Below are 23,038 nucleotides of genomic sequence, written 5' to 3'. Positions count from 1 at the left end.
CTTCACCTAATAAAAATGGGGCGGCCCGCTTTGTGCAGGCCGCCCCTTTTCCGTTCAAACGATCGGCGGATCAGATCCGCGCTTCAGGCACCGCAACCCCCGGTACGTCCACGGTAAAGCGGAACAGATCGCCCGCCTGCGGCTCGGCGGCGCGTCCCGCTTCGTCCAGATGCTTCGCCGCAGTGGTGGCATAAACGGTCTTCAGGTCGTCGCCGCCGAACGCGATCTTGGTGATTGCGCTGACCGGGAAGCGCACCGTTTCCAGAAGCTCGCCTTTGGGCGAATAACGGCGCACGGCGCCACCGGCATAAAGACCGATCCACAGACACCCTTCGGCGTCGCAGACGGGGCCATCGGGAAAGCCCTGCCCATCCTCGATCCGCGCAAACACGCGCGGATCGCTTAGCGAGCCATCTTCCCCAAGCGTCGCGGCATGAATGACGCCGCCCAATGTATCGACGTGATAAAGTGTCCGCCCGTCCGGACTGATCGCCGGCCCGTTGGTGATCGACACCAGCGGCGTCGTTGCAACGCAGTCCTTGCCGTCATAGCGATAGACGGTGCCGGTCGCGCCCTGTTCGGCGTCATCCATGCTGCCGAACCACAACCGGCCCGCCGCGTCGACGGTGGCGTCGTTCAGGCGATTGCCCGGCTTGTCGGGTTCGGGCGACAGGATCGGTGTGAAGCCGCCATCGGCAGGATCGAAGCGTGACAGCCCGGTCTTCAAACCCGCGACGAAGCCGCCACCGGCGATGGGCAGCACGAAGCCGACCTGGTCGGGTGCCGCCCATTCCCGTCGCTCACCGCTGACGGGATCAAGCCGATAGATGCGATGTCGCTTGATATCCGTGAACCACAGCGCCTGCTCGCGCCCGACCCATATCGGCCCTTCCAGCAGTGGGCCGCCAAGCGCCCAGATGCTGACCGGCTCGCTTGTCACCACTGCCATGTCGATTCCCCTTAACGCCAGCCGGCATCCACGAAATAGCTGTGCCCGGTTACCAGTTGCGCATCGTCAGACGCCAGGAACATCACCATCGCGGCAATGTCGTGCGGCAGCAAGCGGCCCTTCAGGCATTGGGCATCAACAATCTCGGCCTCGCCTTCCGGCGTGTACCATTTCAGCTGACGCGGCGTGCGGACGTTGCCCGGAATGACGCAGGTGGCGCGAATGCCGTCTGGCCCCAGCTCACGGGCCAGGCTGCGCGTCAGGCCTTCGATCCCGGCCTTGCAGGTCTGGTACAGTGTCAGGCCGGTCAGGCCCAGATGCCACGAAATAGAACCCAGATTGATGATCGCACCGCTGCCGCGCGCCTTCATCGCGGGCACCACTGCCTGCGCACAGAAGAACATGTGCTTCAGGTTCACCGCAACGCGGTTGTCCCAATAGGCTTCGTCAACCTGGTCGATCTCGTGCCGGTCATCGTTCGCGGCATTGTTGACGAGAATGTCAAAGCCGCCTTCGGCCTCGATCAGGCGCGCGATGGTCGCCTGAAGGTCAGCGATGCGGGTCAGATCGACGCGTTCAAAACGCACACGCGCCGGAGCAAGCCGTTCGACCAGCGCGCGCGAATCGTCTTCGGCAATGTCGAAAAAGGTCACGTCGGCGCCCTGGCGGGCAAAGCCCTCTACAATGCCCGCGCCGATGCCAGAGCCGCCACCCGTGACCAGCACGCGCTTTCCAGCAAGGCTTGGATAGGTAGCGCGCGATTCGACATTGGGAACAGCGTCGAACGCAGTTTCGGCTTCGGCCATCGGCAAAAGGTCTTTCATAGAATGCGGCGCGGACGCCAAGTGGAGTTCGTTCAGGCTGCGACGACCGCGTTTTGACGGGCGGCGATTTCGCGCATCATCGCGCGAATACCGAGCGTCCACGGCGCGGCATCGCGCGAGGTGACGACAGTGTTCGTCAGGCTGCCCAGAAGCGGGCTGCGGATGGTAACGACGTCGCCCACCTTGTGGGTGAAGCCGCGGCCCGGCTCGTCGCGGTCCTGAACGGGTGCGAACAACGTGCCCAGGAATAGGGCGAAACCGTCGGGATATTGATGTTCCGACAGGGTCTGGCGCACCAGATCTTCCGGATCGCGGCTGATCTCGCGCATCGAGCTATGCCCTTCCAGACGATAACCCTCAGGCCCGTCGATGGTCAGGTCGAGTTCGGCGGCGCGGACATGATCCATGGTGAAACCCGCGTCGAACAGGCGCACGAACGGCCCAAGCGAACAGGACGCGTTATTGTCCTTGGCCTTGCCCAGCAGCAGCGCGCTGCGCCCTTCGAAATCGCGAAGGTTCACGTCGTTGCCCAGCGTCGCGCCGACCGAGTGCCCGGCGGCATTAGCGACGATCACGACTTCGGGTTCGGGGTTATTCCAATGCGAATCCGAACGGATGCCGATGTGGCCGCCCCAGCCGATCGTCGACAGGACGGGCGACTTGGTGAAAACCTCTGCATCGGGGCCGATCGCGACTTCCAGATATTGCGACCACATGCCCGCATCGATCAGCGCGGACTTCAGCCGCATGGCCTCGTCACTGCCCGGCACGACCGAACGGATGCCACCGCCGACACGCTCTTCAAGCTCGGCACGGATCGAAGCGGCCGCGCCAGCGTCGCCGCGTGCGCGTTCCTCGATCACGCGCTCGATCGCCGAAACGGCGAAGGTCACGCCGCACGCCTTGACGCATTGCAGATCGACGGGGGAGCGCAGTTCGAATGCCGCGCCCGACCCTCCGGCGCCCAGTGCGTCAACGTCGCACAGACGGCGCCCTTCGACGGCCGTGGGATCGTCAAGGTCGAAAAGATCGGCGGTCGTCGGCGCGGTATCAAACACCGAATAAACAACGCCGTCCCGCACCAGAACCGGCTCCACGCCGTTTTCCGTGGCAACGCGCCCTGCAAGAATCGCGCGTTCGAGATCGGCGGGCAACGCCGAGCGGTTCCATTCCAGCGTCATCGCCTGGCCCCCTCCTGAATAACTGGTCTGACTTCTGAACGACAATTTGGTGATAGCGCTATCAGAGGACAGCGCGATAGGCAATCAGCGGGGAAGCCCCGGCGCGGGCAATCGCCGCGCCGGGGTCGCCGGTCATTTCGCCCAGGCGCCGTCGATGCGCGCCAGAACACCCGCCTGCGCGCCTTCGTGCAGCACGTCGGGCAGCAGATCGGCGGGCATGTCCTGATAGCTGACCGGGCGCAGGAAGCGCTCGATCGCCAGCGTACCAACCGAAGTGGTGCGGCCATCCGACGTCGCCGGATATGGGCCGCCATGGACCATGGCATGGGTCACGTCGACGCCGGTCGGCCAGCCATTGGCGATGATGCGGCCAACGGTCTGTTCCAGCACCGGAATCAGGCGCTTTGCGTCCTGATAATCGTCCTGATCGACCTGAAGCGTGGCGGTCAGCTGACCTTCAAGCTTCGACAGCACGCCGACCAGTTCGTCCATATCGGCACAACGCACCAGCACCGACGAAACGCCGAACACTTCATGCAGGTGGACCGGATCGGCAAGGAAATCCTTGCCCGACACGCTGAACAGCGCGGCGCGACCCTGGGTGGGTCCGGCCGGCTCCGCACCTTCGGCCACGGTGGTGACGAAGGGGCTGGCGGCCAGCTTGGCCTTGCCGCTTTCAAACGCTTCGTGGATGCCGGCGGTCAGCATGACCTGCGCCGCCTGACCCGTCAGCGTCTCACCCGCAAGCTTGACGAAAGCGTCCAGTTCCGGCCCGTCGATCGCCAGGACCAGACCCGGATTGGTGCAGAACTGGCCCGCGCCCATCGCCATGCTGGCGACATAGGCCTTGGCCAGCGAATCGCCGCGCGCCTTCAGCGCTTCGGGCATCAGGATGACGGGGTTGATCGCCGACATTTCGGCATAGACCGGGATCGGACGCGGGCGTGCGGCAGCAATCTTCATCAGCGCCTCACCACCACCGCGCGAGCCGGTGAAGCCCACGGCCTGGATATGCGGGTTGGCGACCAGACCCTGTCCGACATGGCGGCCCATGCCGTTGACCAGGCTGAACACGCCCTTGGGCATGCCGGTCTTTTCCACCGCGCGGCCAATGGCGATCGCGATCAGTTCGGCGGTGCCGGGATGGGCGCTGTGCCCCTTCATCACCACCGGGCAACCGGCGGCGAGAGCCGAAGCGGTATCGCCGCCAGCGGTCGAGAAGGCGAGCGGGAAGTTCGACGCGCCGAACACCGCAACCGGGCCGACAGGCACGGTACGCAGGCGCAGGTCGGGCTTGGGCGGCGTGCGCGCAGGATCGGCATGATCGATACGCAGCTTCAGCCAGCCGCCGTCGCGCACTTCCTTGGCGAACAGGCGCAGCTGGCCGGCGGTGCGGCCACGCTCACCCGCAATCCGCGCTGGCGGCAGACCGCTTTCGCGGCAGGCGCGCTCGACCAGCTCGTCGCCCAGCGCCTCGATCTCGTCGGCGATGGCTTCGAGGAACTTGGCGCGCTCTTCCAGCGGGCGGGTCGAATAGGGGATGAACGCATCGGCAGCGGCGGCGCAGGCGTCTTCGACATCCTGGTCGCTGGCGCCGGCAAATGCGACGTCGTCGATTTCGGCCCCCTTGCTGGGGTCATAGGCGCGGAAGCGCTGCTCCGAAGAGCGGCGTTCACCTGCGATGAAAAGGTCGCCGGTAAGGGTCATAGGGTCGCTTCTCCTGTTTCGGTCGGGCGATCAGTGATGGCCGGGGGCATAGGGATGCCGGATGGCCTTGTAGAATTCGAGGTCGTGCGCCGGGGGGCGAACCCCCTGAGGCAACGGACGCCCGGACACCGACTGGAAATAGGCGATGCTGGCGTCGCGCCACCATATGGCCTCTTGTTTTTGTATGACAAGAAATTGCGTGATCTCACGCGCACGTTCGGCGTCGATCATGGGCGCCAGCCGCTCCCAATGCGCCTGCATTGCGTCGACGGCGGCTACGCCGCGGTCATAGCGCGCGACCAGTTCTTCCCACATCGTCCGGCCCGAAGGCAGCTTTTCGTCCCAGCCGACATGGTGGAACCACAACAGGAAATCGTCGCCCACAGTCCGACGATCGGCAAAGCGCCGCGCGACGGGCCCGGCATATTGCGCGACCGCGTTCGATCCGGTGCGGGTGCGGTCGAACCCGATGCCGTTCTTGTCGGCGCGGTGGTAATAGGCCGGGTTCCATTCGGGACGCGCCAGATCGTCGACCCACGGCCCCGGCCCATAATGATGGCCCGTCGCCATCAGGTGCGTCAGGCCCAGCGGCGTCATGTAATCGACCACCGCCTGACGCGAGCCCATCATCATCTGGACCGTAGGCTGGACGAACGACGGATCGCGCGTGAAGGTCTGGCGCGCCCATTCGGTTGCGATGGTGTCGGCGGCAAGGTCAGGGTTCCACGCCATCCGGCCATAGGCGTACCAGTTGGCCTGATCGAAGATCGAACCCGACCAGTTGCGGTCGCTGCCAATATTGGCGACGCCCGCCATGCCGGTCAGTTCATGCCCGTCGAGGCTGCCGTCGATAACCTTGGCGACCGTCGAGCCCTTGCCCTTGGCGAAGGTATCGGCCTCCAGCACCTCGCTCCACATCGGCGCCAGATAGGCAAGATGCGTGGCGAAGCCGAGATATTCCTTGGTGATCTGCACTTCCATCACCAGCGGCGTCTTGGGCATCGCCCCGAACAGCGGGTGAAAGGGTTCGCGCGGCTGAAAGTCGATCGGGCCGTTCTTGACCTGAACGATCACATTGTCCGCGAACTTGCCGTCCAGCGGCTTGAATTCGGAATAGGCCTGTTTCGCGCGATCTTCAGGATCGACTTCGGAATAGACGAAGGCGCGCCACATCACGATGCCGCCATGCGGCTTCACCGCCGCCGCCAGCATGTTGGCGCCGTCAGCGTGCGTGCGCTTGTAATCCTGCGGGCCCGGCTGGCCTTCGGAATTCGCCTTGACCAGGAAGCCGCCGAAATCGGGAATGGCGCGATAGATTTCGTCGGCCTTGGCCTTCCACCACGCCGCGACTTGCGGGTCGAGGGGATCGGCGGTCTTGGTCTGCTTCAACTCGACCGGGGTCGACCAACGCGCCGACAAATAGACCTTGATGCCATAGGGGCGAAGCACGTCGGCAACGGCCGCCGCCTTTGCGATCCATTCGGCGGTCAGTGTGTCGGGCTTGGCGTTGACGTTGTTCAGCACCGTGCCGTTGATGCCCAGCGACGCATTGGCGCGGGCGTAATCGACATAGCGCGGATCGGTGGCGGTCGGCAGCTTCCACCAGTCCCAAATCGACTGGCCCGAAAAACCGCGCTCGACAGTGCGGTCCAGATTGTCCCAGTGATTCAGCATCCGCAGCTTGACGCGCGGCCGCTCGACCACGTTCAGCCGGTCGGGCAAGGTGCCCGCCTGTGCCAGCCGCAGCAGGTGGAACGCGCCGTAAAGCGCGCCCGTGGGGCGATTGGCGGCGATGACAATCATCGGCCGGCCGCCGTCCTGCATCTCGCGCAGGACGAATCCTTCCTCACCTGCTCCAGACAGGTCCAGGCGAAGGGCCGCGATGCGCGGCGATTTCGGCGTCCCGATCAGGATGGCGGCCCCCGACCCACCGGCGGCCAGCGGCTGCCCGGTCATCGACGGCCATGCACGGCGCAGTTCCGCGACGGCGACGGCGATGGTGGGATCGGCGCTCTCATCGGTTTCGACCGCGCCAGCGCGACGTGCAAGCGCGGCACCTTCGGCGGCAGGGAGCGTTTCATAACGCAGCCACAGGCGATACCCATCCTCGGCAGCGGCAATATTTGGCCAGACCAGAATGGTCAGCGCGGCAACCAAGACAGCCATGGCCCCGCGCAATCGTTCGAGCCGCATTTCGCCCACCTCCCCTTTGAAAATCCTAGCCGTGTCGATACGGCTCTTGTCTACCGCTGGCCTTACCGGATAGTGATACCGCTATCAATACGCGCCGGGCCGAACGGGGGTGGCGCCATGCCAGAGGAGAGTAGATGCCAAAGATCGTGGCCGCCCGCGTCATCGTGACATGTCCGGGTCGCAATTTCGTGACGCTCAAGATCGAATGCGACGACGGCACTACCGGTGTTGGGGATGCGACGCTGAACGGGCGTGAAATGGCCGTTGCCAGTTATCTGAACGACCATGTCATTCCCTGCCTTATCGGGCGCGACGCGCACCGGATCGAGGATATCTGGCAGTATCTGTACAAGGGCGCCTATTGGCGGCGCGGGCCGGTGACCATGACCGGCATCGCGGCCGTCGACATGGCGCTGTGGGATATCAAGGGCAAGATTGCGGGCCTGCCGGTCTATCAGCTGCTGGGCGGCGCCGCGCGCGAGGGCGTCACCGTTTATTGCCACGCCAACGGCTCTTCCATCGACGACACGATTTCGGCGGCGCTGGAATATCGCGACAAGGGATATAGGGCGATCCGCATCCAGTGCGGCGTGCCGGGTCTGCCCACCACCTATGGCGTGTCCAAGGACCGCCATCATTACGAACCGGCCGACGGCGACCTGCCCAGCGAAAGCGTGTGGTCGACGGCGAAATATATGCGCGTGGTCCCCCAATTGTTCGCCGCCGCGCGTGAGGCGCTGGGCTGGGATATCCACCTGCTGCACGACATCCACCACCGCCTGACCCCGATCGAGGCGGGGCGGCTGGGCAAGGATCTGGAACCCTATCGCCCCTTCTGGCTGGAGGATGCGACCCCGGCCGAAAATCAGGACGCGTTTCGCCTGATCCGGCAGCACACGACGGCGCCGCTGGCTGTGGGTGAGATTTTCAATTCGATCTGGGACTGCAAGGAACTGATCGAAAACCAGTTGATCGATTATATCCGCGCGACCGTCGTTCATGCTGGCGGCCTGACGCACCTGCGCCGCATCGCCGCGCTGGCCGATCTGTATCAGATCCGCACCGGTTGCCACGGGGCGACCGACCTGTCGCCCATCACCATGGCGGCGGCGCTGCATTTCGGGCTGTCGGTGCCGAACTTCGGCATTCAGGAACATATGGCCCACACGGCGGAAACCGACGCCGTGTTCCCGCATGCCTACACCTATGCCGACGGCATGATGCATCCGGGTGAGGCGCCGGGGCTGGGCGTCGACATCGACGAGGATCTGGCCGCCACGCATGAATACAAGCGCGCCTTCCTGCCGGTGAACCGACTTGAGGATGGTACATTGTGGAGCTGGTAGCATGACCGACGCGACGACCGCGCTGCCGCCCAAGCCCCGGGGGCGCATCCGCTGGACGATCTGCGCGCTGCTGTTTGCCGCGGTGGTGCTGTCCTATATCGACCGGCTGGTGCTGGGCGTGCTCAAGCCGCAGCTTGAGGCGCTCTATGGCTGGACCAACGCCGGATACGGCGACATTGCCGGCTATTTTCAGGTCTTTTACGGTCTTGGCTTTCTGGCCTTTGGCTGGCTGATCGACCGTTATGGCCCGCGAGTCGGTTATCTGGTCGCGATGGGCAGCTGGACGTTCGGCCATTTCGCCCAGACGCTCACAACATCGACCACTGGATTCGTGATCGCGCGCATCCCGCTTGCGCTGGGCGAAGCTGGGACCTTTCCTTCGGCGCTGGCGGCTGTTTCGCAATGGTTTCCCAAACAGGAACGCGCACTGGCGATCGGCATCTTCAACGCCGGGGCCAATGTCGGGGCGGTGGTCACGCCGATCCTGGTCTCGTTCCTGATCGCGGGCTTGCTGCTCGACTGGCGGTGGGCGTTCATCATCACCGGCTGCTTCAACCTGGTCTGGTTGTTCGTCTGGTGGCGCTGGTACCGCTCGCCCGCCGACCATCCTAAGGTCACCGCCGAAGAACGCCGGTGGATCGAGTCCGAACCCGTCGTTCAGGCGCAGCGCGCTGGCTTCCTTAAGGTTCTGCGTCACCGCGAAACGTGGGCGTACATGACGGGCCGGTTCCTGATCGATCCGGTGTGGTGGACGTTCCTGTTCTGGCTGCCGGACTTTTTCGCGAAGCAATATGGCTATGACCTGAAAAGCTTCGGCCCGCCGCTGGTGGTCATCTATATCCTGGCCGATGTCGGCGCGATTGCAGGCGGCTGGTATTCGTCATCGCTGTTAAAGCGTGGGCGAACGACGAACCGCGCGCGCAAACAGGCGATGTTCGCCTGTGCGCTGTTCGCGGTGCCGGTGATGTTTGCGGTGCAGGCATCGAACGTCTGGATCGCCGTTGTTCTGATCGGCATCGCGTGTGCCGCGCATCAGGGCTTTTCAACCAATCTGTTCGCGATGCCGGGCGACCTGTTCCCCCGCAACGCGCAAGGGGCGCTGATCGGCCTTGGCGGCGTTTCGGGGGCGGTCGGCGGGTTCATCGCGTCGAAGTCGCTGGGCGTACTGCTCGACACTGTGGGCAGTTACGAGCCGTTCTTCGTCGCGTGCGGCGTCGCCTATCTGCTGGCGCTGCTGGTCATTCACCTGATCAACCCGCGATATCGCGAACCGCAATTCGCGACCTGACACGAAAAAGGGGCGGCTCCAACCGGAACCGCCCCCTTTTCTTGCCCGACGACCGCCGGTCAGCCGATGGTCAGCGTGGCGCCCTTGAGCATGGCAGAGCTTGGTCCCGCCAGCACCTCGGCCTCGCCCGACTCGACCACTTCCTGCAGGTCGCGGTTCCACAGGCGGAAGCTTTTCGGCCCCAGCGTCAGCGTCACGCGCCGCCGCTCACCCGGCGCCAGCGTCACGCGCTCGAACCCCTTCAGCTCAAGCACCGGCTGTGTCACCGATGCCGAACGGCGGCGGATATACAGCTGCACCACCTCATCACCCGGACGCTCGCCGACATTGGCGACATCCACCGCGACCTGGACCGAACCGTCCGGCGCGATGCGCGGCGTCGACAGCACCGGCGCTCCAACCTCAAACCGCGTGTAGCTGAGCCCATGACCGAAGGGGAACAGCGGCGCGGCATCGTCGAACAGGTACCCGCGCCGCGCCGTCGGCTTATGATTATAGTAAAAGGGTACCTGCCCTTCGTTGCGGATGACGGTGACGGGCAGCTTGGCGCCGGGATTCACATCGCCGAACAGCCCCTCGGCAATGGCGGTGCCGCCTTCCTGCCCCACATACCAGCATTCGAGGATCGCGTTCGCGCCGTCGGCAATCGTCGGCCAGCTTGGCGGACGGCCATTGATCGCGGCGACGACGATCGGCTTGCCCAGCGCCTTCAGCGCCGTGTACAGCTCATTCTGTTCACCGACCAGATCGATGTCGGTGCGGTCGCCCAAATGGTTCTTCGCATACGCCTCCCGGCTGACCTGTTCGGTATCGCCGATGGCCAGCACGATCACTTCCGCCCCGCGCGCGGCCTCTACCGCCTCGGCGATCAGGCGGCGGTTTTCGGCCGGATCGGCCAGCAGCACCTCGTCGGAGGAGCGGTCATCGCCCTGGGTGATGAACACGCCCTGCGCGGTGATGATCCGCCGCCCCTTGCCGACGACTGCACGCACGCCGTCCACCAGGGTAACGGTCTGCTTGGGCACGCTGGAATAGCCGCCCAGCCGGGCGATATCGGCATTCGGCCCGATCACCGCCACCGCACCGCCCGTTTTCGCCAGCGGCAACGTGCCGTCATTCTTCAGCAGGCACAGCGACTTGCGTGCAGCTTCCAGCGCCAGCGCCCGCGCTTCGGCATTGCCCGTGACGCGCAGGGCTTCGCGCAGATTACCATAGGGATTTTCGAACAGTCCGGCCCGGAACTTGAACGTCAGGATGCGTTCGACCGCGCGGTCGATCAACGCCTGCTCGACCTTGCCCGCGCGCACCTGTGCCACCAGTGTGCGGAATGCCTGACCATCCGGCAGTTCCCAATCGACCCCCGCCGAAAGTGCTTGTCGCGCGGCGTCCTCAAGGTCGGTGGCGACATGGTGCAGCGTTGCCAGTTCGTGGACGGCGCCGTAATCACTAACGATCACCCCGTCGAAACCCCATTCGCCGCGCAGCACCTTGTCCAGCAGCCAGCGATTGGCGTGGCTGGGCACGCCGTCAATCTCGTTATAGCTCGGCATGACCGCGCCGATGCTGGTCCGCTCCACCACTTCGCGGAAAGGCGGGAAGAAGTTTTCGCGCAGCTCCCGCTCGCTGATCTGGGCGGGGGCGACGTTGTTGCCCGCTTCGGGCTGACCATGGCCGGTCATGTGCTTGAGGGTGGCGAACACCTTGCCTTCGGGCAGTACGGGATTCTTGCCGCGGCCCTGCAACCCCTCGACCGCAGCGACGCCCATTTCGCCGACCAGATATGGGTCTTCGCCAAAGGTCTCCTCGATACGGCCCCAGCGCGGGTCGCGCACGATGTCGACGACCGGCGACAGGACATAGGGGACGCCGCGCGCGCGCGCTTCGCGTGCGATCTGCGACTGGACCCGGCGCATCAGGTCGGTGTCGAAGCTGCCCGCCAGCGCGATCGCCTGCGGGAACATCGTCGCTTCATTGGCCATATAGCCGTGCAGCGATTCCTCATGCACCAACACCGGAATGCCAAGGCGCGTCTGCGTGGTCGCCCACCGCTGCATCGCATTGATGAAGCTGACCGTCTGTTCGGGGGTGCGGCCGTTGTTGACAGTCGCCCCGGCGGCACCCGCGACGCCGGTGACACCGCGCTTGTCCGATGCGCGCGTCAGCTGGCCGAAGCCGTTCGGATAAGCCTTGGTCGCCTTGTCGGGGTTGAAGGTCATACCGTCCATGACCTCGCTCTTGGTGGCCCAGAGCGCGATCATCTGCATGACCTTTTCCTCCAGCGTCATGCGCCCCAGCAGGTCGCGGACACGGTCGGGAATCGGCGCGCGCGCGTCGCGATAAAGGGCGCGGCGGGTCGATTGCGCCGGCACGCCTGCGCGCGCCAGCATCGGCATGGCTACGGCCGCACTCGCGCCCAGCATCAGTTTCAGCGTCGAGCGGCGATCCGCCATGGCCCTCTCCCTAATTACCTCGATACCGGGACCGTTACCGCTATCAGACGATTGGTCAACCACTTGCAACGCGCCGCGCCATACGCGTCACGACCAAAGCCGCCAGCATGGTCAGGCCGGTCAGCGGGAACAACAGCCCCGCTCCCGCCATCAGTGCGATCAGCCCCCGCCCGCTGCGTCCCGGCGGCAAGCCAAGGCCCCGGGGGCGGCGCTTTACCCACATGACGGGCGCGGTGGCGACCAGCATCAGGATGGCGATGCAGCCGCCAAGCATGATCAGCCGGTTCGCCTCGCCAAGTTGCTGGCCCTGATGCGTGGCGATGCCCCATTCGACCACCCTAGCGCCGACTCCGAAATAGGCGGCACGCGCATCCTGCAACACGCGGCCCGATCCGGCATCGACGTACACGACATGCGCGTCATCGGCGCGGGCGATGGTGGCGCTGAGCAGGTAGGGCGCGTTTGGCGACGCCGGCAGAGTCATCGTCCAGTCCACCCCCATGCCCCGCGCCATCGCCATCGAAAGCGCGCGGTCGGGGCCAATGTCGCCGGTGTGCCCGGCGGGAACGGCGGCGCGCTGCATCGACCAGGGCAGCGTCGCCGCGCCGTGATGGTCACCATCGCCGCCCTTTGTCGCCGCGGGCGATTTCGGGCGGCCCCAACCTTGCGCCGCGATGATGCCCTGCAATCCGCTGCCCCATACCCCGCTCCACGGCATCCCGGTAACCGCCAAAAACAGGATGACCGCGCCCGCGACGATCCCGGTGGAGGCGTGCAGGTCGCGCCAGAAGCGCCGCTCGCGTGGCTGTCCGCGCACGCCGATCGCGGGAGAGTACCCGCGCGGCCACCACAACCATACGCCGGTCAGCACCAGCACGATCGTCCAGCCCGCGACAATCTCGATCACCGCATTGCTGAGCGGGCCGGCGATGATCAGGCTGTGCAACTCGCGCACAACACCCATCACACCGCCCGCGCGCGTCGTGCCCAGCACGCGCCCATCGCCGGGATCGACAAAGGCGGTGCGGCGGGTGCCGTCGGGCATGGCGACGGTCATTCGCCAGCTTTCGCGCTGGGCGGGGCGCGTCACCTGAGTCACGCGCCCCCCGGTCGCCTCCGCTACCCGCACTGCCATCGCGCCCAGCGACAGCGGCGCACGCGGCGCGACACTCAACCATTCGGCATAGACCGCGCGCTCGATCTCCGGCTTGTACAGGTACAGCCCACCCGTGACGGCGAGCCAGGCAAGGAACGGCAGCACCAGCAAGCCCGGCGACCGGATGCCAACGCCAGACGGCGCGATACAGCGCGTCCATCAGAAGCGCGCCAGCACGCCGCCACCGCCAGCGCGGCGACCAGCAGGACAGAATCTACACCGCCCAGGAACGGCGCGGTCAGCGACCCAAAGGCGCATGGGCCGCCCGCCTTGTCACGCTCCTGCGGGCCGGGCTTTGCCGGACGTTCGCCCAGGCCGGGGATGGCGATGGTCATCGCGCGCGAACCCTCGCCCGAACACACCATCACGGTCAGGCGACCCGCGCCATCGGCAACCGGCATGAACCCTGCGGGCATCAGCAGGCGCAGCAACAGCGCTGCGGCAAGCAACAACGCGGCAAGCGATGCGTGATCGCGGGCAAGACGGCGAAGCCGGGTCACGGCACGCGCCCTACGCCAGCGTATCGGCGGCTGTCACCTGTCAAAACGTCGCACCCGGGATTGCGCAGCGCCGGCGAGCGGGTCAGTCTCTTCGAATGTTTCGTGCTCTGTTGCCGCTCACCGCGCTTGCCGCCTGTACCCCCATGCCGCCGGTCGAGCCGCTTGCTGCCGGCCCTGCGCGCTATCGCGCGCTCGGCACCGAACCCTTCTGGTCGGTGACACTGACCAACGGGCGGATGCGTTACGACGATCCGGCAGGCAAGGTCATCGACGTGCCCGCGCCGACGGCGCGCCCCAGTTTCAATGGCGAGCGTTACGTCAGCGACCGCCTGACCCTCGACATCACGCACAGCCCGTGCGGCGACGGGATGAGCGACCGGCGCTATCCCGATACGGTGCTGGTCATTGCCGATGGCCGCGAATTAAAGGGGTGCGGGATGCCCGCCGATGGTGAGGACGCGCTGGTGGGACAGGAATGGCGCGTGAACGCCATCGACGGCGCCACCCCGCCCGGCCCCCGCCCCGCAATGCTGAATTTTGCAGAAGGGCGCATCAGCGGCACAACCGGCTGCAACCGCGTGATCGGCAGCTATTCGCTGACCCGCGACCGGCTGACACTGGACGGCGTGGCGACAACGCGCATGGCCTGCCCCAGCGCGGCGATGGAGCAGGAAGCGCGCATCACCCAAATCCTGCGCGGCCCGCTGACCGTCGTGCGCGGCAAGGACGGCGTGATGCTGACCGGCGACGGCGGGAGCCTGACGTTGGTACCCGTGCGCCCCTGACGTCGGTCACTCCGCTGCCAGCGCGGGCGTGGGATCATCCTCGGCCCTGAGTTTGCTCAACGGGCGCGGACTGGCCTCGACCATCGGCAGCGCCTCGATGGTCTTGTTGCCGGTGTCGATGTTCAGCCCCTCGAACCGCTTGGCTTGGGTCATCACCTGGCTTTCGATCGAGCCGACAAAGGAATTATAGGCGCTGGTCGCGGTTTCCAGGTTCTTGCCCAGCTTGGCGATATGCGCGCCCATGGTGCAGACGCGCGCATGGAGTTCGCGGCCCAGTTCGGCAATCTGCCGCGCCTCACCCGCCAGCTTTTCCTGACGCCACACCGCCGCAACGGTGCGGGCGATGGCGATCAGGTTGGTGGGCGTGGCGATCAGCACACGGCGGTCAAAGGCATAGTCCCACAGACCCGGTTCATGCTCCAGCGCGGCGGACAGGAAATGTTCGCCCGGCACGAACATGATGACGAATTCGGGCGTGTTCTCGAACTGGCCCTGATAGGCCTTGTTGCCCAGCGCGTTGACGTGCGCCTTCATTGAAGAGACGTGCGCGGCCATGTGCCCGGCGCGCTCCGCCTCGTCCACGGCGCCATATGCGTCCTGATAGGCGTTGAGCGAAACCTTGGCGTCGATCACCAGCAACGAATTGCCCGGCACCTTGACGATCGCGTCGGGGCGCAGGCGGCCGCCATCGGCATCAACCGACACTTCCATCATGAAATCGGTATGTTCGGCCAGACCACAGGTTTCCAGCACGTTGCGAAGCTGTTGCTCGCCCCAGCGGCCACGCGCCTTGGGCGCGGCGCGCAACGAATTGACCAGCTTTGCCGCCTCGGCCCGCACGCCTTCCTGTCCCGCGCGCATCCCTTCCATCAGGCCCTTTAGCTGGCCATAGGCTTCGGTGCGTTCCTTCTCGACGCTTTCGATCCGTGCCTCATAACGCTTCAGCGTTTGCTCGACCGGGGCCAGCAGCGCCTTGATCTTGCCCTCGTTACTCTCGCCGGCCTGATGGAAGCGTTCGTTGGCGCGGTTGAGGAAGGCGGTCTGCGCATCGCCCAGCAGCTTGTTGGCGACCTCGGCGAATTGCGCGGCCATACCGTCCTTGGCGGCCTTGAACTCCTCCAGCCGCGCCTCGAACGCACGGGCATCGGCCTTGAGCGTGGCCAGCTCCAGCCGGGCGCTTTCCCCTTGGGTCCGAAGCGTCTCGTTCTCGCTGATCAGCTCGCCCACGCGGGCGGCGCGGTCGCTGGCCAGCGCCAGATCGGTGATCGCCTTCTTGAAATCAGCTTCCCGCGCGTGGCGTTCGGCGCGCAGGCTCTCGACACCGCGATTGGCGAGGAACCAGCCCAGCACCGCCCCCACGACCAATGCGGCAACGACCAGAAGAATGGCGAAAACAGGATCCATGGCGGGCGCGTACTCCGGGGTGAACGAAGTGGGAACTTAGCCCGCCCGCCACAAAGCCTCAAGCCGCCGACTTGCGCGCCTTCGCCAGTTTCTTGATCACCATGTCGCGCTTCAGACGCGAGAGATGGTCGATGAACAGCACGCCGTTCAGGTGATCCATCTCATGCTGAAGGCACGTCGCCATCAGCCCGTCGAACCATGCTTCCTGGGTGTTACCGTCGACATCCAGCCAGCGCGCGCGGCAGCGGTCCGGCCGCTCCACTTCGGCGAACTGGTCGGGGATCGACAGGCACCCTTCCTGATAGCAGCGGCGCTCTTCCGATACTTCGAGGATTTCGGGATTGATGAAGGCATGCGGGTCGCGGATCGGCTTGCCGTCCTCCCCCTCCTGCTCCTGCAGGTCGATGACCATGATGCGCTTGGGCACGGCGACCTGGATCGCGGCCAGGCCGATGCCGGGGGCATCATACATGGTGTCGAACATGTCAGCGACCAGCTGGCGAACGCTATCGTCGATGGTTTCGACGGGTTCGGAGACCAGCTTCAGGCGCGGGTCGGGAATCTCGATGATGGGAAGAACGGCCATCGCCCTAAAATGGCGCTTGCCCGCGACCGGGTCAAGCGACGGGACGCCGCGCCCTCAGCGCCTGCGCCAGCGTGCCTTCGTCCAGATAATCCAGCTCACCCCCCACCGGCAGACCATGAGCCAATTGGGTGACGCGCACCGGCAGGCGTTCGATCCGCTCCGCCAGATAATGGGCAGTCGTCTGCCCCTCCAGCGTGGCGTTCATGGCCAGCACCACCTCGTCGATGCCGCCGCCCTCGATCCGGCGCATCAGCGCATCGATCGACAGATCCTCAGGCCGCACCCCCTCCAGCGCGGACAGCCGCCCGCCCAGCACATGGAAGCGGCCCGGAAACAGGCGCGATCGGTCGAGCGCCCACAAATCGGCCACTTCCTCCACCACGCACAGCGCGCGCGCATCGCGGCGCGGGTCGGCACAGATGGCGCACGGATCGGTGGTGTCGACATTGCCGCACGTCGCGCATGTCACCAGCCGGTCGTTCACTGCTGCCAGCGCGTCCAGCAACGGCGCCAGCGCGGTTTCGCGGCGTTTGATCAGGTGCAGCACCGCACGCCGCGCCGAACGCGGCCCCAGTCCGGGTAGCCGCGAAAGTGCCTGCGCCAGTGCCTCGATTTCGGGAGAAGCCATTGCCGTTACAGATAGGGGCTTGCGCCCGCCCCTGCCAAGCGGTTGAGACGCGTGTCATGCGGATCATCTTCATGGGCACGCCCCAGTTCGCCGTCCCGGTGCTAGACGCACTGATCGACGCGGGCCACGACATCGTCGCCGTTTACAGCCAGCCGCCGCGTCGCAGCGGACGGGGCAAGGCGCTGACCCCCACCCCCGCCCATGCGCGCGCCGACGCACTGGGCGTGCCGGTGCTGACGCCGGTGACGCTGCGCGATGCGGACGCACAGGCCGCATTCGCCGCGCACGGTGCCGATGTGGCGGTGGTGGCGGCCTATGGTCTGATCCTGCCGCGCGCGGTGCTGGATGCGCCGCGACTGGGCTGTATGAACGTTCATGCATCGCTGCTGCCGCGCTGGCGGGGCGCCGCCCCGATCCAGCGCGCAATCCTGGCGGGGGATGCCGAAACCGGTGTCGGCATCATGCAGATGGAAGCGGGGCTGGATACCGGCCCTGTCCGGCTTGAACGGCGCACGACGGTCGACGGCAAGACCGCAGGCGCGCTGACGGAGGAACTGAGCGCGATCGGCGCGGCGGCAATGGTCGAAGTGCTGGCCAGCCCCGACGCCTATCCCCCCGTCATCCAAAGCGCCGACGGCGTGACCCATGCGGCCAAGATCGACAAGGCGGAGGCGCGGCTGGACTTCACCCAACCCGCTGTTGTGGTCGAGCGGCAGGTCCGCGCCTTCAACCCCGCCCCCGGCGCCTTTTTCGAGGTGAATGGCGAACGCGTGAAGCTGCTGGCGGCGCGCGTCACGGCGGCCAGCGCGGCGGCGGGCGCGGTGGTCGAGGATGCGGACGGCTTTGCCATCGGTTGTGGCGAGGGGCTGATCGTACCGACATTGGTGCAGCGTGCAGGACGCGGAGCAATGACCCCGGCGGAGCTGCTGCGCGGTTTCGCCATCGCACCGGGGACGATTCTGTCGTGACGCGCTTTGCCCTAACGATCGAATGGGACGGCCGCCCCTTCATGGGTTGGCAGCATCAGGCGCACGGGCCAAGCGTGCAGCAGGCGGTGGAGGATGCCGCCCATGCCGTGACGGGGGAGGATGTGCTGGTCCATGCCGCCGGGCGCACCGACACCGGCGTCCATGCGCTGGGGATGCGCGCACATTGCGATATCGAAAAGCCGTTCGCGCCCTTTCGCCTTATGGAGGCGCTGAACGCCAAGCTGCGGCCGCATCCGGTGGCGGTATTGGCATGCGAGGTGGTGCCCGACGACTGGCACGCCCGCTTTTCGTGCGTGGCGCGCCATTATGAATATCGCATCCGGGCGCGCCGCGCGCCGCTGACGGTCGAAGCCGGGTTCGCATGGCGCGTTGTGCCGCCGCTGGACGTGGCGGCCATGGCGGCGGGCGCGGCGCAGCTGGTGGGGCGGCATGATTTCACCACCTTTCGCTCCGCCCATTGTCAGGCGGACAGCCCGATGCGGACGCTGGACCGGCTGGACGTGGTGGCCGACGGCGACCTGATCCGCGTGTTCGCGTCCGCCCGGTCGTTCCTGCACCATCAGGTCCGCTCGATGGTCGGGTGCCTGTCGCTGGTCGGACAGGGGCGATGGACGCCCGACGACATGGGTGCCGCGCTGGCCGCGCACGATCGCGGCGCGCTGGGCCTGAACGCGCCGCCCGATGGCCTCTATTTCCTCAGCGCCGATTATCCGGCAGCAGCGGTCAGCGGCTGAAACTGGCCACCAGTTCGACATGCGTTGACCATGTGAATTGTCCCACCGGCTGCACCCAGTCCAGCCGATAGCCGCCCTCGCACATCGCCTTTGCATCGCGTGCAAAGCTGCTGGGATTGCACGAGACATAGGCGATGCGCGGCACCGCGCAGCCCGCCAGCGTCGCTGCCTGTTCGCGCGCGCCCGCGCGCGGCGGGTCGAGGATCACGGCGTCGAACCGGTTCAGTTCCTCGGCCATCAACGGCCGGCGGAACAGGTCGCGGTGATCGGCAAAGATCATCCGCCCCGCCTGCGCCGCCGCAGCTTTCAGCGACAGGATCGCTTCCCGCGCCCCCTCCCCGGCATAGACCCGCGCCGATGCGGGCATGCCCAGCGCAAAGGTGCCCAACCCCGCGAACAGATCGGCCACGTTGCGCGCATCGCCAACGATCGCGCGCGCGGCCTGAACCAGCGCCGCCTCCCCCTCACGCGTGGCTTGCAGGAACGCACCCGGCGGCAGCGGCACCGCGACACCGCCCAGCGTGACCGTCACCGGCTCCGGCGCCCAGCGAGCTTCCGGCCCATAAGCATCGTCGATCGACAGCCTCGCCAGATTGTGGCGGCGGGCAAAGCCGGTAATCGCCTCCGTCGCGGCAAGCCCGTCGGCCAGCCGCCCCTTCAGCAGCACGTCGATACCCTGATCCGCCAGCGTCAGATGCACGTCGATCCGCCCCGATGCGGGCAGTTGCGCCGCCAGCAGGCCCCGCAGCGGCTGGATCAGCGCGAACAGTTCGGGCGTCAGTACCCAGCATTCGTCAAGGTCGATCAGCTGGTGGCTCTTTGCCTGGGTAAAGCCCAGATGCACCTGCCGCCCGTGCCGTTCGGCATGAAGCGTCGCGCGGCGGCGCGTGCGCGGCGGGCTGATGATCGGCGCGCGAACCTCTGCCTCCAGCCCCTGCGCCTGCAACCCGCCGATCACCCGGTCGGACAGATACCGGCCATAGGCCGCGTCATCCAGATGCTGGAGCTGGCACCCGCCACATTCCGGATAGTGGCGGCATGGCGGCACCTGTCGATGCACGCCGGGCACCACACTGCCATCGCCCAGCACCTGATCGCCCGGTGCGGCCAGCGGCACGTGGCGCCCGCTAGCGGTCACGCCCTCACCCCGCGCGGCGACGCGGATGATTTCTTCTTCGCTCACAGACATTCGGCGATCGCAGTCGGGATATGCATCGGCAGGTCATCGGCGACCAGCGCCGGTCCCGCAAGCCTTGCCGCGCGGGCATGCAGCCACACCGCCTCTTGCGCGGCACGAACCGGCTCACCCACCACCGCCAGCCGCGCGGCAACCAGCCCGGCCAGCACGTCCCCCGTCCCCGCCGTCGACAGCCAGGAGGAAGGATGCGCGACCCATGCGCGACCGTCAGGGGCGGCGATGATCGTAGCCGCGCCCTTGTGGATAATGACGGCACCACTGGCGCGCGCCGCGTCGAGCGTCGCGGCGATCCTGTCGCCATCGACCGGGCCGAACAGCCGCTCGAACTCGCCGCCATGGGGTGTCAGGATCGTCGGCGTGGTCCGGGCAGCGAGCGCTTCCACCGACAGCAGCGCCAGCGCATCGCCGTCCAGCACCAGTGGCCGGTGGCTCACCAGCCACTCACCAACCACACCCCGCGCGGCGGCGTCGCGGCCAAGACCCGGCCCGATCAGCACCGCCGCCGCCTTCTCCGCGTCGATAGTCTCGCGATGGACCACCGCATCGAACGGCACGCGCGCATCGTCGCTGGCCAGCACGACATAGCCCGCCCCGCCGCGCGCCGCCGCCGCCGCGGCCAGTCGGGACGCGCCCGCCATCGCGCCGCCCTGAATACCGACCAGTCCGCGCGTATATTTGTGATCGTCGCTACCCGGCGCAGCCATGCGCGGGCGGCCCAGCATCCCCACGCCGCTTTCGACCGGAATGCCGATCGGGTCGAGCAGCAAGGCTCCGCTCGCGCTCAGCCCCGCACCCTGCACATGGCCGCGCTTTAGGGCACCCAGCGCCAGCGTGGCATCGGCGCGCAACACCGCCCCGGCTGCGGCGCCAGTGTCGGCATCCACTCCCGATGCAATGTCGATCGCCAGCACGAACCGCGCGGCGTCCCGCAGCTTCAGGATCGCCGCCGCCACATCGCCCTCGATCGGCCGCGACAAGCCGATGCCGAACAGTCCGTCGACGATCAGCGGGCGCTCCGGCGCTTGCGACAGCGGCACTGTCGGCCCGGACCAGTCTGCGCGCATCGCCTCTGCTGCGCCGTGCCAATCATGGCCCAGCGTCGCAACCGTCACGGCCAGGCCCATCTTGCCCAGCACGCGGGCAGCGGCGAAGCCGTCACCGCCATTATTACCCGGCCCCGCCAGCACCAGCACCGGCTGACCGGTGGCGAACCGCGCTGCTTCGCGCGCAACCGCCGCGCCGGCGCGTGCCATCAACTCGTGCTGCGTCGCGCCACTCGCGAAACAGGCGGCTTCGGCGGCGCGCATGGCGTCTGCGGTAACGATGGGGGCGCCCGCCGGGATCATCATGGGCGACCCTGTGCAATCGGCGGGCGCTCCACCGCATCGCGCGCCTTCACGATCATCGGCGCCAGCAACTCGCACCAGTGCGCCACGCCCGCCGCATCGGCGATCAGGTCGTTGCGAACCTCGATCGAGACACAGGCAATGCCCTGTGCCTCGCCATGGCGGTTGAGCGTCGCGTTCAGCAGTCGTCCCGAATAGGGCGCATTGTCACCGGTCTCGATACCCTGCTCGCGCAGTTCCGCGATCATCACGCGCGCGGCACGGTCATCGCGGTTGTACAGGATGCCCGCCTCCAGCGTCCGGGGCGGCTGGCCGCCCGACTGCAATTGCTGGGTAAAGCTGTGGATCGCAACGATCAGGCGCGGGCGAAGCTCGGCGACGCAGCGCGAAACCGCCGCGTGATAGGGCGCGTGGAACCGGGTAATCCGCTCAAAACGATCCGCCCGTTCATTACCCGGCACGGGGATGCCGTCGCTTTCGACCGGCACCAGCGCGGGGTGATCGGGTTCGCGGTGCAGGTCGATCACCAGCCGGGAAACCGTGGCCAGCATCGCGGGCGCATCAAGCCGCGCCGCCAGCGCGCGCGTCAGCGGCTCAGCGCCGATATCGACCGCGACATGCATCCCCAGGACCTCGGCCGGGACGCCCAGATCGACGCCGTCCGGCACGCGGTCGGACGCGTGGTCGCACAGCAGCAGCGTATCGGCTTTGCCTTCAATTGAAATGGCGGGGGGATGTGCTTGGTCGGCCATGCTGCCCAAATGCCCGCTCAGGGCGCCGCTGTCACGCCGCTCCCCTGCGGAAGGTGGCGGGACCCAAGGGGCCCGGCCACCGACAGGCGATCCGCTCCTGGCGTACGGCCCGCTATAGCAACGGCCAGCAAAGATCGTGCCGAACGATTCGTCCAGAGCGAAATGACATCAGAAGTCCTGATATGAGACACAAACTGTCACGCGAGTGCCGTTTCGAGACACCACCACCCGCGCCCATCCAGCGCCGCCGCAGCGCCGTGACATGCGTCGCCGTCATCAAACATCGCAAAACAGGTGGCACCCGAGCCTGACATACGCGCCAGCTTCACGCCCGGCTGTGCAGCCAGCAACGCCAGAACATCCGCCACCACCGGCGCAATGGCGCGCGCCGGCGGCTCCAAATCGTTGCGGCCGGCCAAGGCCGATTCCAGGGCACCTCCGGCGCCGATCGGGCCGCGATCCACACCGTCCCACCGCGCGAACACCGCCGCCGTGGAAACCGGCACGCCCGGATTGACCAGCAGGACCGGCATGGGCGGCAATGCGGGCAACGGTTCCAGCCGCTCGCCCCGTCCGCGCCCGACTGCCGCGCGCCCCAGCAGACATGCGGGCACGTCCGAACCCAGGGCCGCCGCACATTCGAACAGCCGCGCATCATCAGTCGCTACGCCATGCGCCCGCGCCAGCGCACGCAGCGTCGCCGCCGCATCGGCAGAACCGCCGCCAATGCCGGACGCGACCGGCAGCCGCTTGACCAGCTCGATCGCCGCGCGCGGCACCGGCTTGATCCGCTCGCCGAACAGGCGTTCGGCCCGCAGCACCAGATTGTCCCCCTCCCCCACCAGACCCTGCGCAAAAGGACCGGTGATGGTCAGGCCGGCAGGCCCTGCGGGGTCGAGGCGGATGGTGTCGCCATCGGCCACAAAGGCAAACAGCGTCTCCAGTTCGTGATAGCCGTCGGGCCGACGCGCACGCACATGCAGCGCCAGGTTCAGCTTGGCGGGGGCAGCTTCCTCGATCAT

At 66.7% G+C, this 23,038-nt stretch carries 20 protein-coding genes; 5 read left to right on the top strand and 15 right to left on the bottom strand.

The window, feature by feature from the left end; all coding sequences use genetic code 11:
- Positions 1–70: 70 nt before the first annotated feature.
- The 5 genes from ACAX61_RS16190 to ACAX61_RS16170 all read right to left on the bottom strand — a co-directional run bounded on the left by ACAX61_RS16190 (position 71) and on the right by ACAX61_RS16170 (position 6,827).
- Complete coding sequence (locus tag ACAX61_RS16190; RefSeq protein ID WP_370715769.1) at positions 71–949, bottom strand: SMP-30/gluconolactonase/LRE family protein; 879 nt, start codon at positions 947–949, stop codon at positions 71–73.
- 11 nt (positions 950–960) lie between these two features.
- Positions 961–1,755: a D-xylose 1-dehydrogenase gene (xylB, locus tag ACAX61_RS16185; protein WP_370715768.1), complete on the bottom strand. Its 795-nt coding sequence runs from the start codon at positions 1,753–1,755 to the stop codon at positions 961–963.
- A gap of 50 nt (positions 1,756–1,805) precedes the next feature.
- Positions 1,806–2,954 carry a fumarylacetoacetate hydrolase family protein gene (locus tag ACAX61_RS16180; protein WP_370715767.1) on the bottom strand — a complete coding sequence of 383 codons (1,149 nt, stop codon included), beginning with the start codon at positions 2,952–2,954 and terminating at the stop codon, positions 1,806–1,808.
- Positions 2,955–3,086: 132 nt separating this feature from the next.
- Positions 3,087–4,661 (bottom strand): aldehyde dehydrogenase (NADP(+)), encoded by a 1,575-nt coding sequence (locus tag ACAX61_RS16175; protein WP_370715766.1) that lies wholly within the window; start codon positions 4,659–4,661, stop codon positions 3,087–3,089.
- Between the two features lie 30 nt (positions 4,662–4,691).
- On the bottom strand, positions 4,692–6,827 hold the full coding sequence (locus ACAX61_RS16170) for an alpha-glucuronidase family glycosyl hydrolase (RefSeq protein ID WP_370715765.1): 2,136 nt from the start codon (positions 6,825–6,827) through the stop codon (positions 4,692–4,694).
- Positions 6,828–6,988: 161 nt separating this feature from the next.
- Between ACAX61_RS16170 and manD the strand changes: the two genes are divergently transcribed.
- Together manD and ACAX61_RS16160 are read left to right on the top strand one after the other, a co-directional pair.
- Positions 6,989–8,200, top strand: coding sequence for a D-mannonate dehydratase ManD (manD, locus tag ACAX61_RS16165; protein ID WP_370715764.1), 1,212 nt, complete (start codon positions 6,989–6,991; stop codon positions 8,198–8,200).
- A 1-nt stretch (position 8,201) separates the two neighbouring features.
- Positions 8,202–9,488, top strand: a complete 1,287-nt coding sequence (locus ACAX61_RS16160; protein ID WP_370715763.1) for an MFS transporter — start codon at positions 8,202–8,204, stop codon at positions 9,486–9,488.
- Between the two features lie 59 nt (positions 9,489–9,547).
- Here the strand turns inward: ACAX61_RS16160 and ACAX61_RS16155 are convergent, their stop codons facing one another.
- From ACAX61_RS16155 to ACAX61_RS16145, 3 genes are read right to left on the bottom strand one after another with little or no spacing between them, the layout of a single operon-like run.
- Positions 9,548–11,938, bottom strand: coding sequence for a glycoside hydrolase family 3 N-terminal domain-containing protein (locus ACAX61_RS16155; RefSeq protein WP_370715762.1), 2,391 nt, complete (start codon positions 11,936–11,938; stop codon positions 9,548–9,550).
- A 55-nt stretch (positions 11,939–11,993) separates the two neighbouring features.
- Entirely contained in the window at positions 11,994–13,199 is a 1,206-nt protein-coding gene (locus ACAX61_RS16150) for a PepSY-associated TM helix domain-containing protein (protein ID WP_370715844.1), read from the bottom strand.
- Positions 13,109–13,594, bottom strand: a complete 486-nt coding sequence (locus ACAX61_RS16145; protein WP_370715761.1) for a hypothetical protein — start codon at positions 13,592–13,594, stop codon at positions 13,109–13,111. The genes ACAX61_RS16150 and ACAX61_RS16145 overlap by 91 nt, the downstream gene beginning before the upstream one ends.
- Positions 13,595–13,689: 95 nt before the next feature.
- Between ACAX61_RS16145 and ACAX61_RS16140 the strand changes: the two genes are divergently transcribed.
- Complete coding sequence (locus ACAX61_RS16140; RefSeq protein WP_370715760.1) at positions 13,690–14,379, top strand: META domain-containing protein; 690 nt, start codon at positions 13,690–13,692, stop codon at positions 14,377–14,379.
- Positions 14,380–14,385: 6 nt separating this feature from the next.
- Here the strand turns inward: ACAX61_RS16140 and ACAX61_RS16135 are convergent, their stop codons facing one another.
- From ACAX61_RS16135 to recR, 3 genes are read right to left on the bottom strand one after another with little or no spacing between them, the layout of a single operon-like run.
- On the bottom strand, positions 14,386–15,783 hold the full coding sequence (locus tag ACAX61_RS16135; RefSeq protein ID WP_370715759.1) for a DNA recombination protein RmuC: 1,398 nt from the start codon (positions 15,781–15,783) through the stop codon (positions 14,386–14,388).
- Positions 15,784–15,841: 58 nt separating this feature from the next.
- A complete protein-coding gene (gene def / locus ACAX61_RS16130; RefSeq protein WP_370715758.1) occupies positions 15,842–16,369 on the bottom strand; it encodes a peptide deformylase in 528 nt (175 codons plus the stop codon).
- Between the two features lie 31 nt (positions 16,370–16,400).
- A complete protein-coding gene (gene recR, locus ACAX61_RS16125) occupies positions 16,401–16,997 on the bottom strand; it encodes a recombination mediator RecR (protein WP_370715757.1) in 597 nt (198 codons plus the stop codon).
- Between the two features lie 56 nt (positions 16,998–17,053).
- On the opposite strand from recR, the gene fmt reads away from it, so the two are divergent.
- Positions 17,054–17,965: a methionyl-tRNA formyltransferase gene (gene fmt, locus ACAX61_RS16120; protein ID WP_370715756.1), complete on the top strand. Its 912-nt coding sequence runs from the start codon at positions 17,054–17,056 to the stop codon at positions 17,963–17,965.
- Positions 17,962–18,720 carry a tRNA pseudouridine(38-40) synthase TruA gene (gene truA / locus ACAX61_RS16115; RefSeq protein WP_370715755.1) on the top strand — a complete coding sequence of 253 codons (759 nt, stop codon included), beginning with the start codon at positions 17,962–17,964 and terminating at the stop codon, positions 18,718–18,720. The genes fmt and truA overlap by 4 nt, the downstream gene beginning before the upstream one ends.
- Here the strand turns inward: truA and ACAX61_RS16110 are convergent.
- From ACAX61_RS16110 to ACAX61_RS16095, 4 genes are all read right to left on the bottom strand, one after another.
- The gene (locus ACAX61_RS16110) at positions 18,710–19,909 is read right to left on the bottom strand and encodes a class I SAM-dependent RNA methyltransferase (RefSeq protein ID WP_370715754.1); all 1,200 of its coding nucleotides are present in this window, start codon (positions 19,907–19,909) and stop codon (positions 18,710–18,712) included. The two genes, truA and ACAX61_RS16110, sit on opposite strands and share 11 nt — an antisense overlap.
- Entirely contained in the window at positions 19,900–21,267 is a 1,368-nt protein-coding gene (locus ACAX61_RS16105) for an NAD(P)H-hydrate dehydratase (RefSeq protein ID WP_370715753.1), read from the bottom strand. Before ACAX61_RS16105 ends, ACAX61_RS16110 begins: the two co-directional genes overlap by 10 nt.
- Positions 21,264–22,016 carry an N-formylglutamate amidohydrolase gene (locus ACAX61_RS16100; protein ID WP_370715752.1) on the bottom strand — a complete coding sequence of 251 codons (753 nt, stop codon included), beginning with the start codon at positions 22,014–22,016 and terminating at the stop codon, positions 21,264–21,266. Before ACAX61_RS16100 ends, ACAX61_RS16105 begins: the two co-directional genes overlap by 4 nt.
- Before the next feature lie 197 nt (positions 22,017–22,213).
- Positions 22,214–23,038: a 4-(cytidine 5'-diphospho)-2-C-methyl-D-erythritol kinase gene (locus ACAX61_RS16095; protein ID WP_370715751.1), complete on the bottom strand. Its 825-nt coding sequence runs from the start codon at positions 23,036–23,038 to the stop codon at positions 22,214–22,216.

It is taken from the genome of Sphingomonas sp. IW22 (genome assembly GCF_041321155.1).
In the GTDB taxonomy this organism is placed as follows: Bacteria; Pseudomonadota; Alphaproteobacteria; order Sphingomonadales; family Sphingomonadaceae; genus Sphingomonas.
Note: the sequence above shows the minus strand (reverse complement) of the source record. Positions and strands in the feature narration are given on the sequence as shown.

Coding starts and splice junctions, on each gene's coding strand:
- ACAX61_RS16155 (WP_370715762.1), bottom strand. CDS start 11,938: ATGGCGGATCGCCGCTCGACGCTGAAACTGATGCTGGGCGCGAGTGCG.
- ACAX61_RS16190 (WP_370715769.1), bottom strand. CDS start 949: ATGGCAGTGGTGACAAGCGAGCCGGTCAGCATCTGGGCGCTTGGCGGC.
- xylB (WP_370715768.1), bottom strand. CDS start 1,755: ATGGCCGAAGCCGAAACTGCGTTCGACGCTGTTCCCAATGTCGAATCG.
- ACAX61_RS16170 (WP_370715765.1), bottom strand. CDS start 6,827: ATGGCTGTCTTGGTTGCCGCGCTGACCATTCTGGTCTGGCCAAATATT.
- recR (WP_370715757.1), bottom strand. CDS start 16,997: ATGGCTTCTCCCGAAATCGAGGCACTGGCGCAGGCACTTTCGCGGCTA.
- ACAX61_RS16135 (WP_370715759.1), bottom strand. CDS start 15,783: ATGGATCCTGTTTTCGCCATTCTTCTGGTCGTTGCCGCATTGGTCGTG.
- ACAX61_RS16180 (WP_370715767.1), bottom strand. CDS start 2,954: ATGACGCTGGAATGGAACCGCTCGGCGTTGCCCGCCGATCTCGAACGC.
- ACAX61_RS16105 (WP_370715753.1), bottom strand. CDS start 21,267: ATGATGATCCCGGCGGGCGCCCCCATCGTTACCGCAGACGCCATGCGC.
- ACAX61_RS16175 (WP_370715766.1), bottom strand. CDS start 4,661: ATGACCCTTACCGGCGACCTTTTCATCGCAGGTGAACGCCGCTCTTCG.
- def (WP_370715758.1), bottom strand. CDS start 16,369: ATGGCCGTTCTTCCCATCATCGAGATTCCCGACCCGCGCCTGAAGCTG.
- ACAX61_RS16140 (WP_370715760.1), top strand. CDS start 13,690: ATGTTTCGTGCTCTGTTGCCGCTCACCGCGCTTGCCGCCTGTACCCCC.
- fmt (WP_370715756.1), top strand. CDS start 17,054: ATGCGGATCATCTTCATGGGCACGCCCCAGTTCGCCGTCCCGGTGCTA.
- ACAX61_RS16100 (WP_370715752.1), bottom strand. CDS start 22,016: ATGGCCGACCAAGCACATCCCCCCGCCATTTCAATTGAAGGCAAAGCC.
- ACAX61_RS16160 (WP_370715763.1), top strand. CDS start 8,202: ATGACCGACGCGACGACCGCGCTGCCGCCCAAGCCCCGGGGGCGCATC.
- ACAX61_RS16095 (WP_370715751.1), bottom strand. CDS start 23,038: ATGATCGAGGAAGCTGCCCCCGCCAAGCTGAACCTGGCGCTGCATGTG.
- ACAX61_RS16110 (WP_370715754.1), bottom strand. CDS start 19,909: ATGTCTGTGAGCGAAGAAGAAATCATCCGCGTCGCCGCGCGGGGTGAG.
- manD (WP_370715764.1), top strand. CDS start 6,989: ATGCCAAAGATCGTGGCCGCCCGCGTCATCGTGACATGTCCGGGTCGC.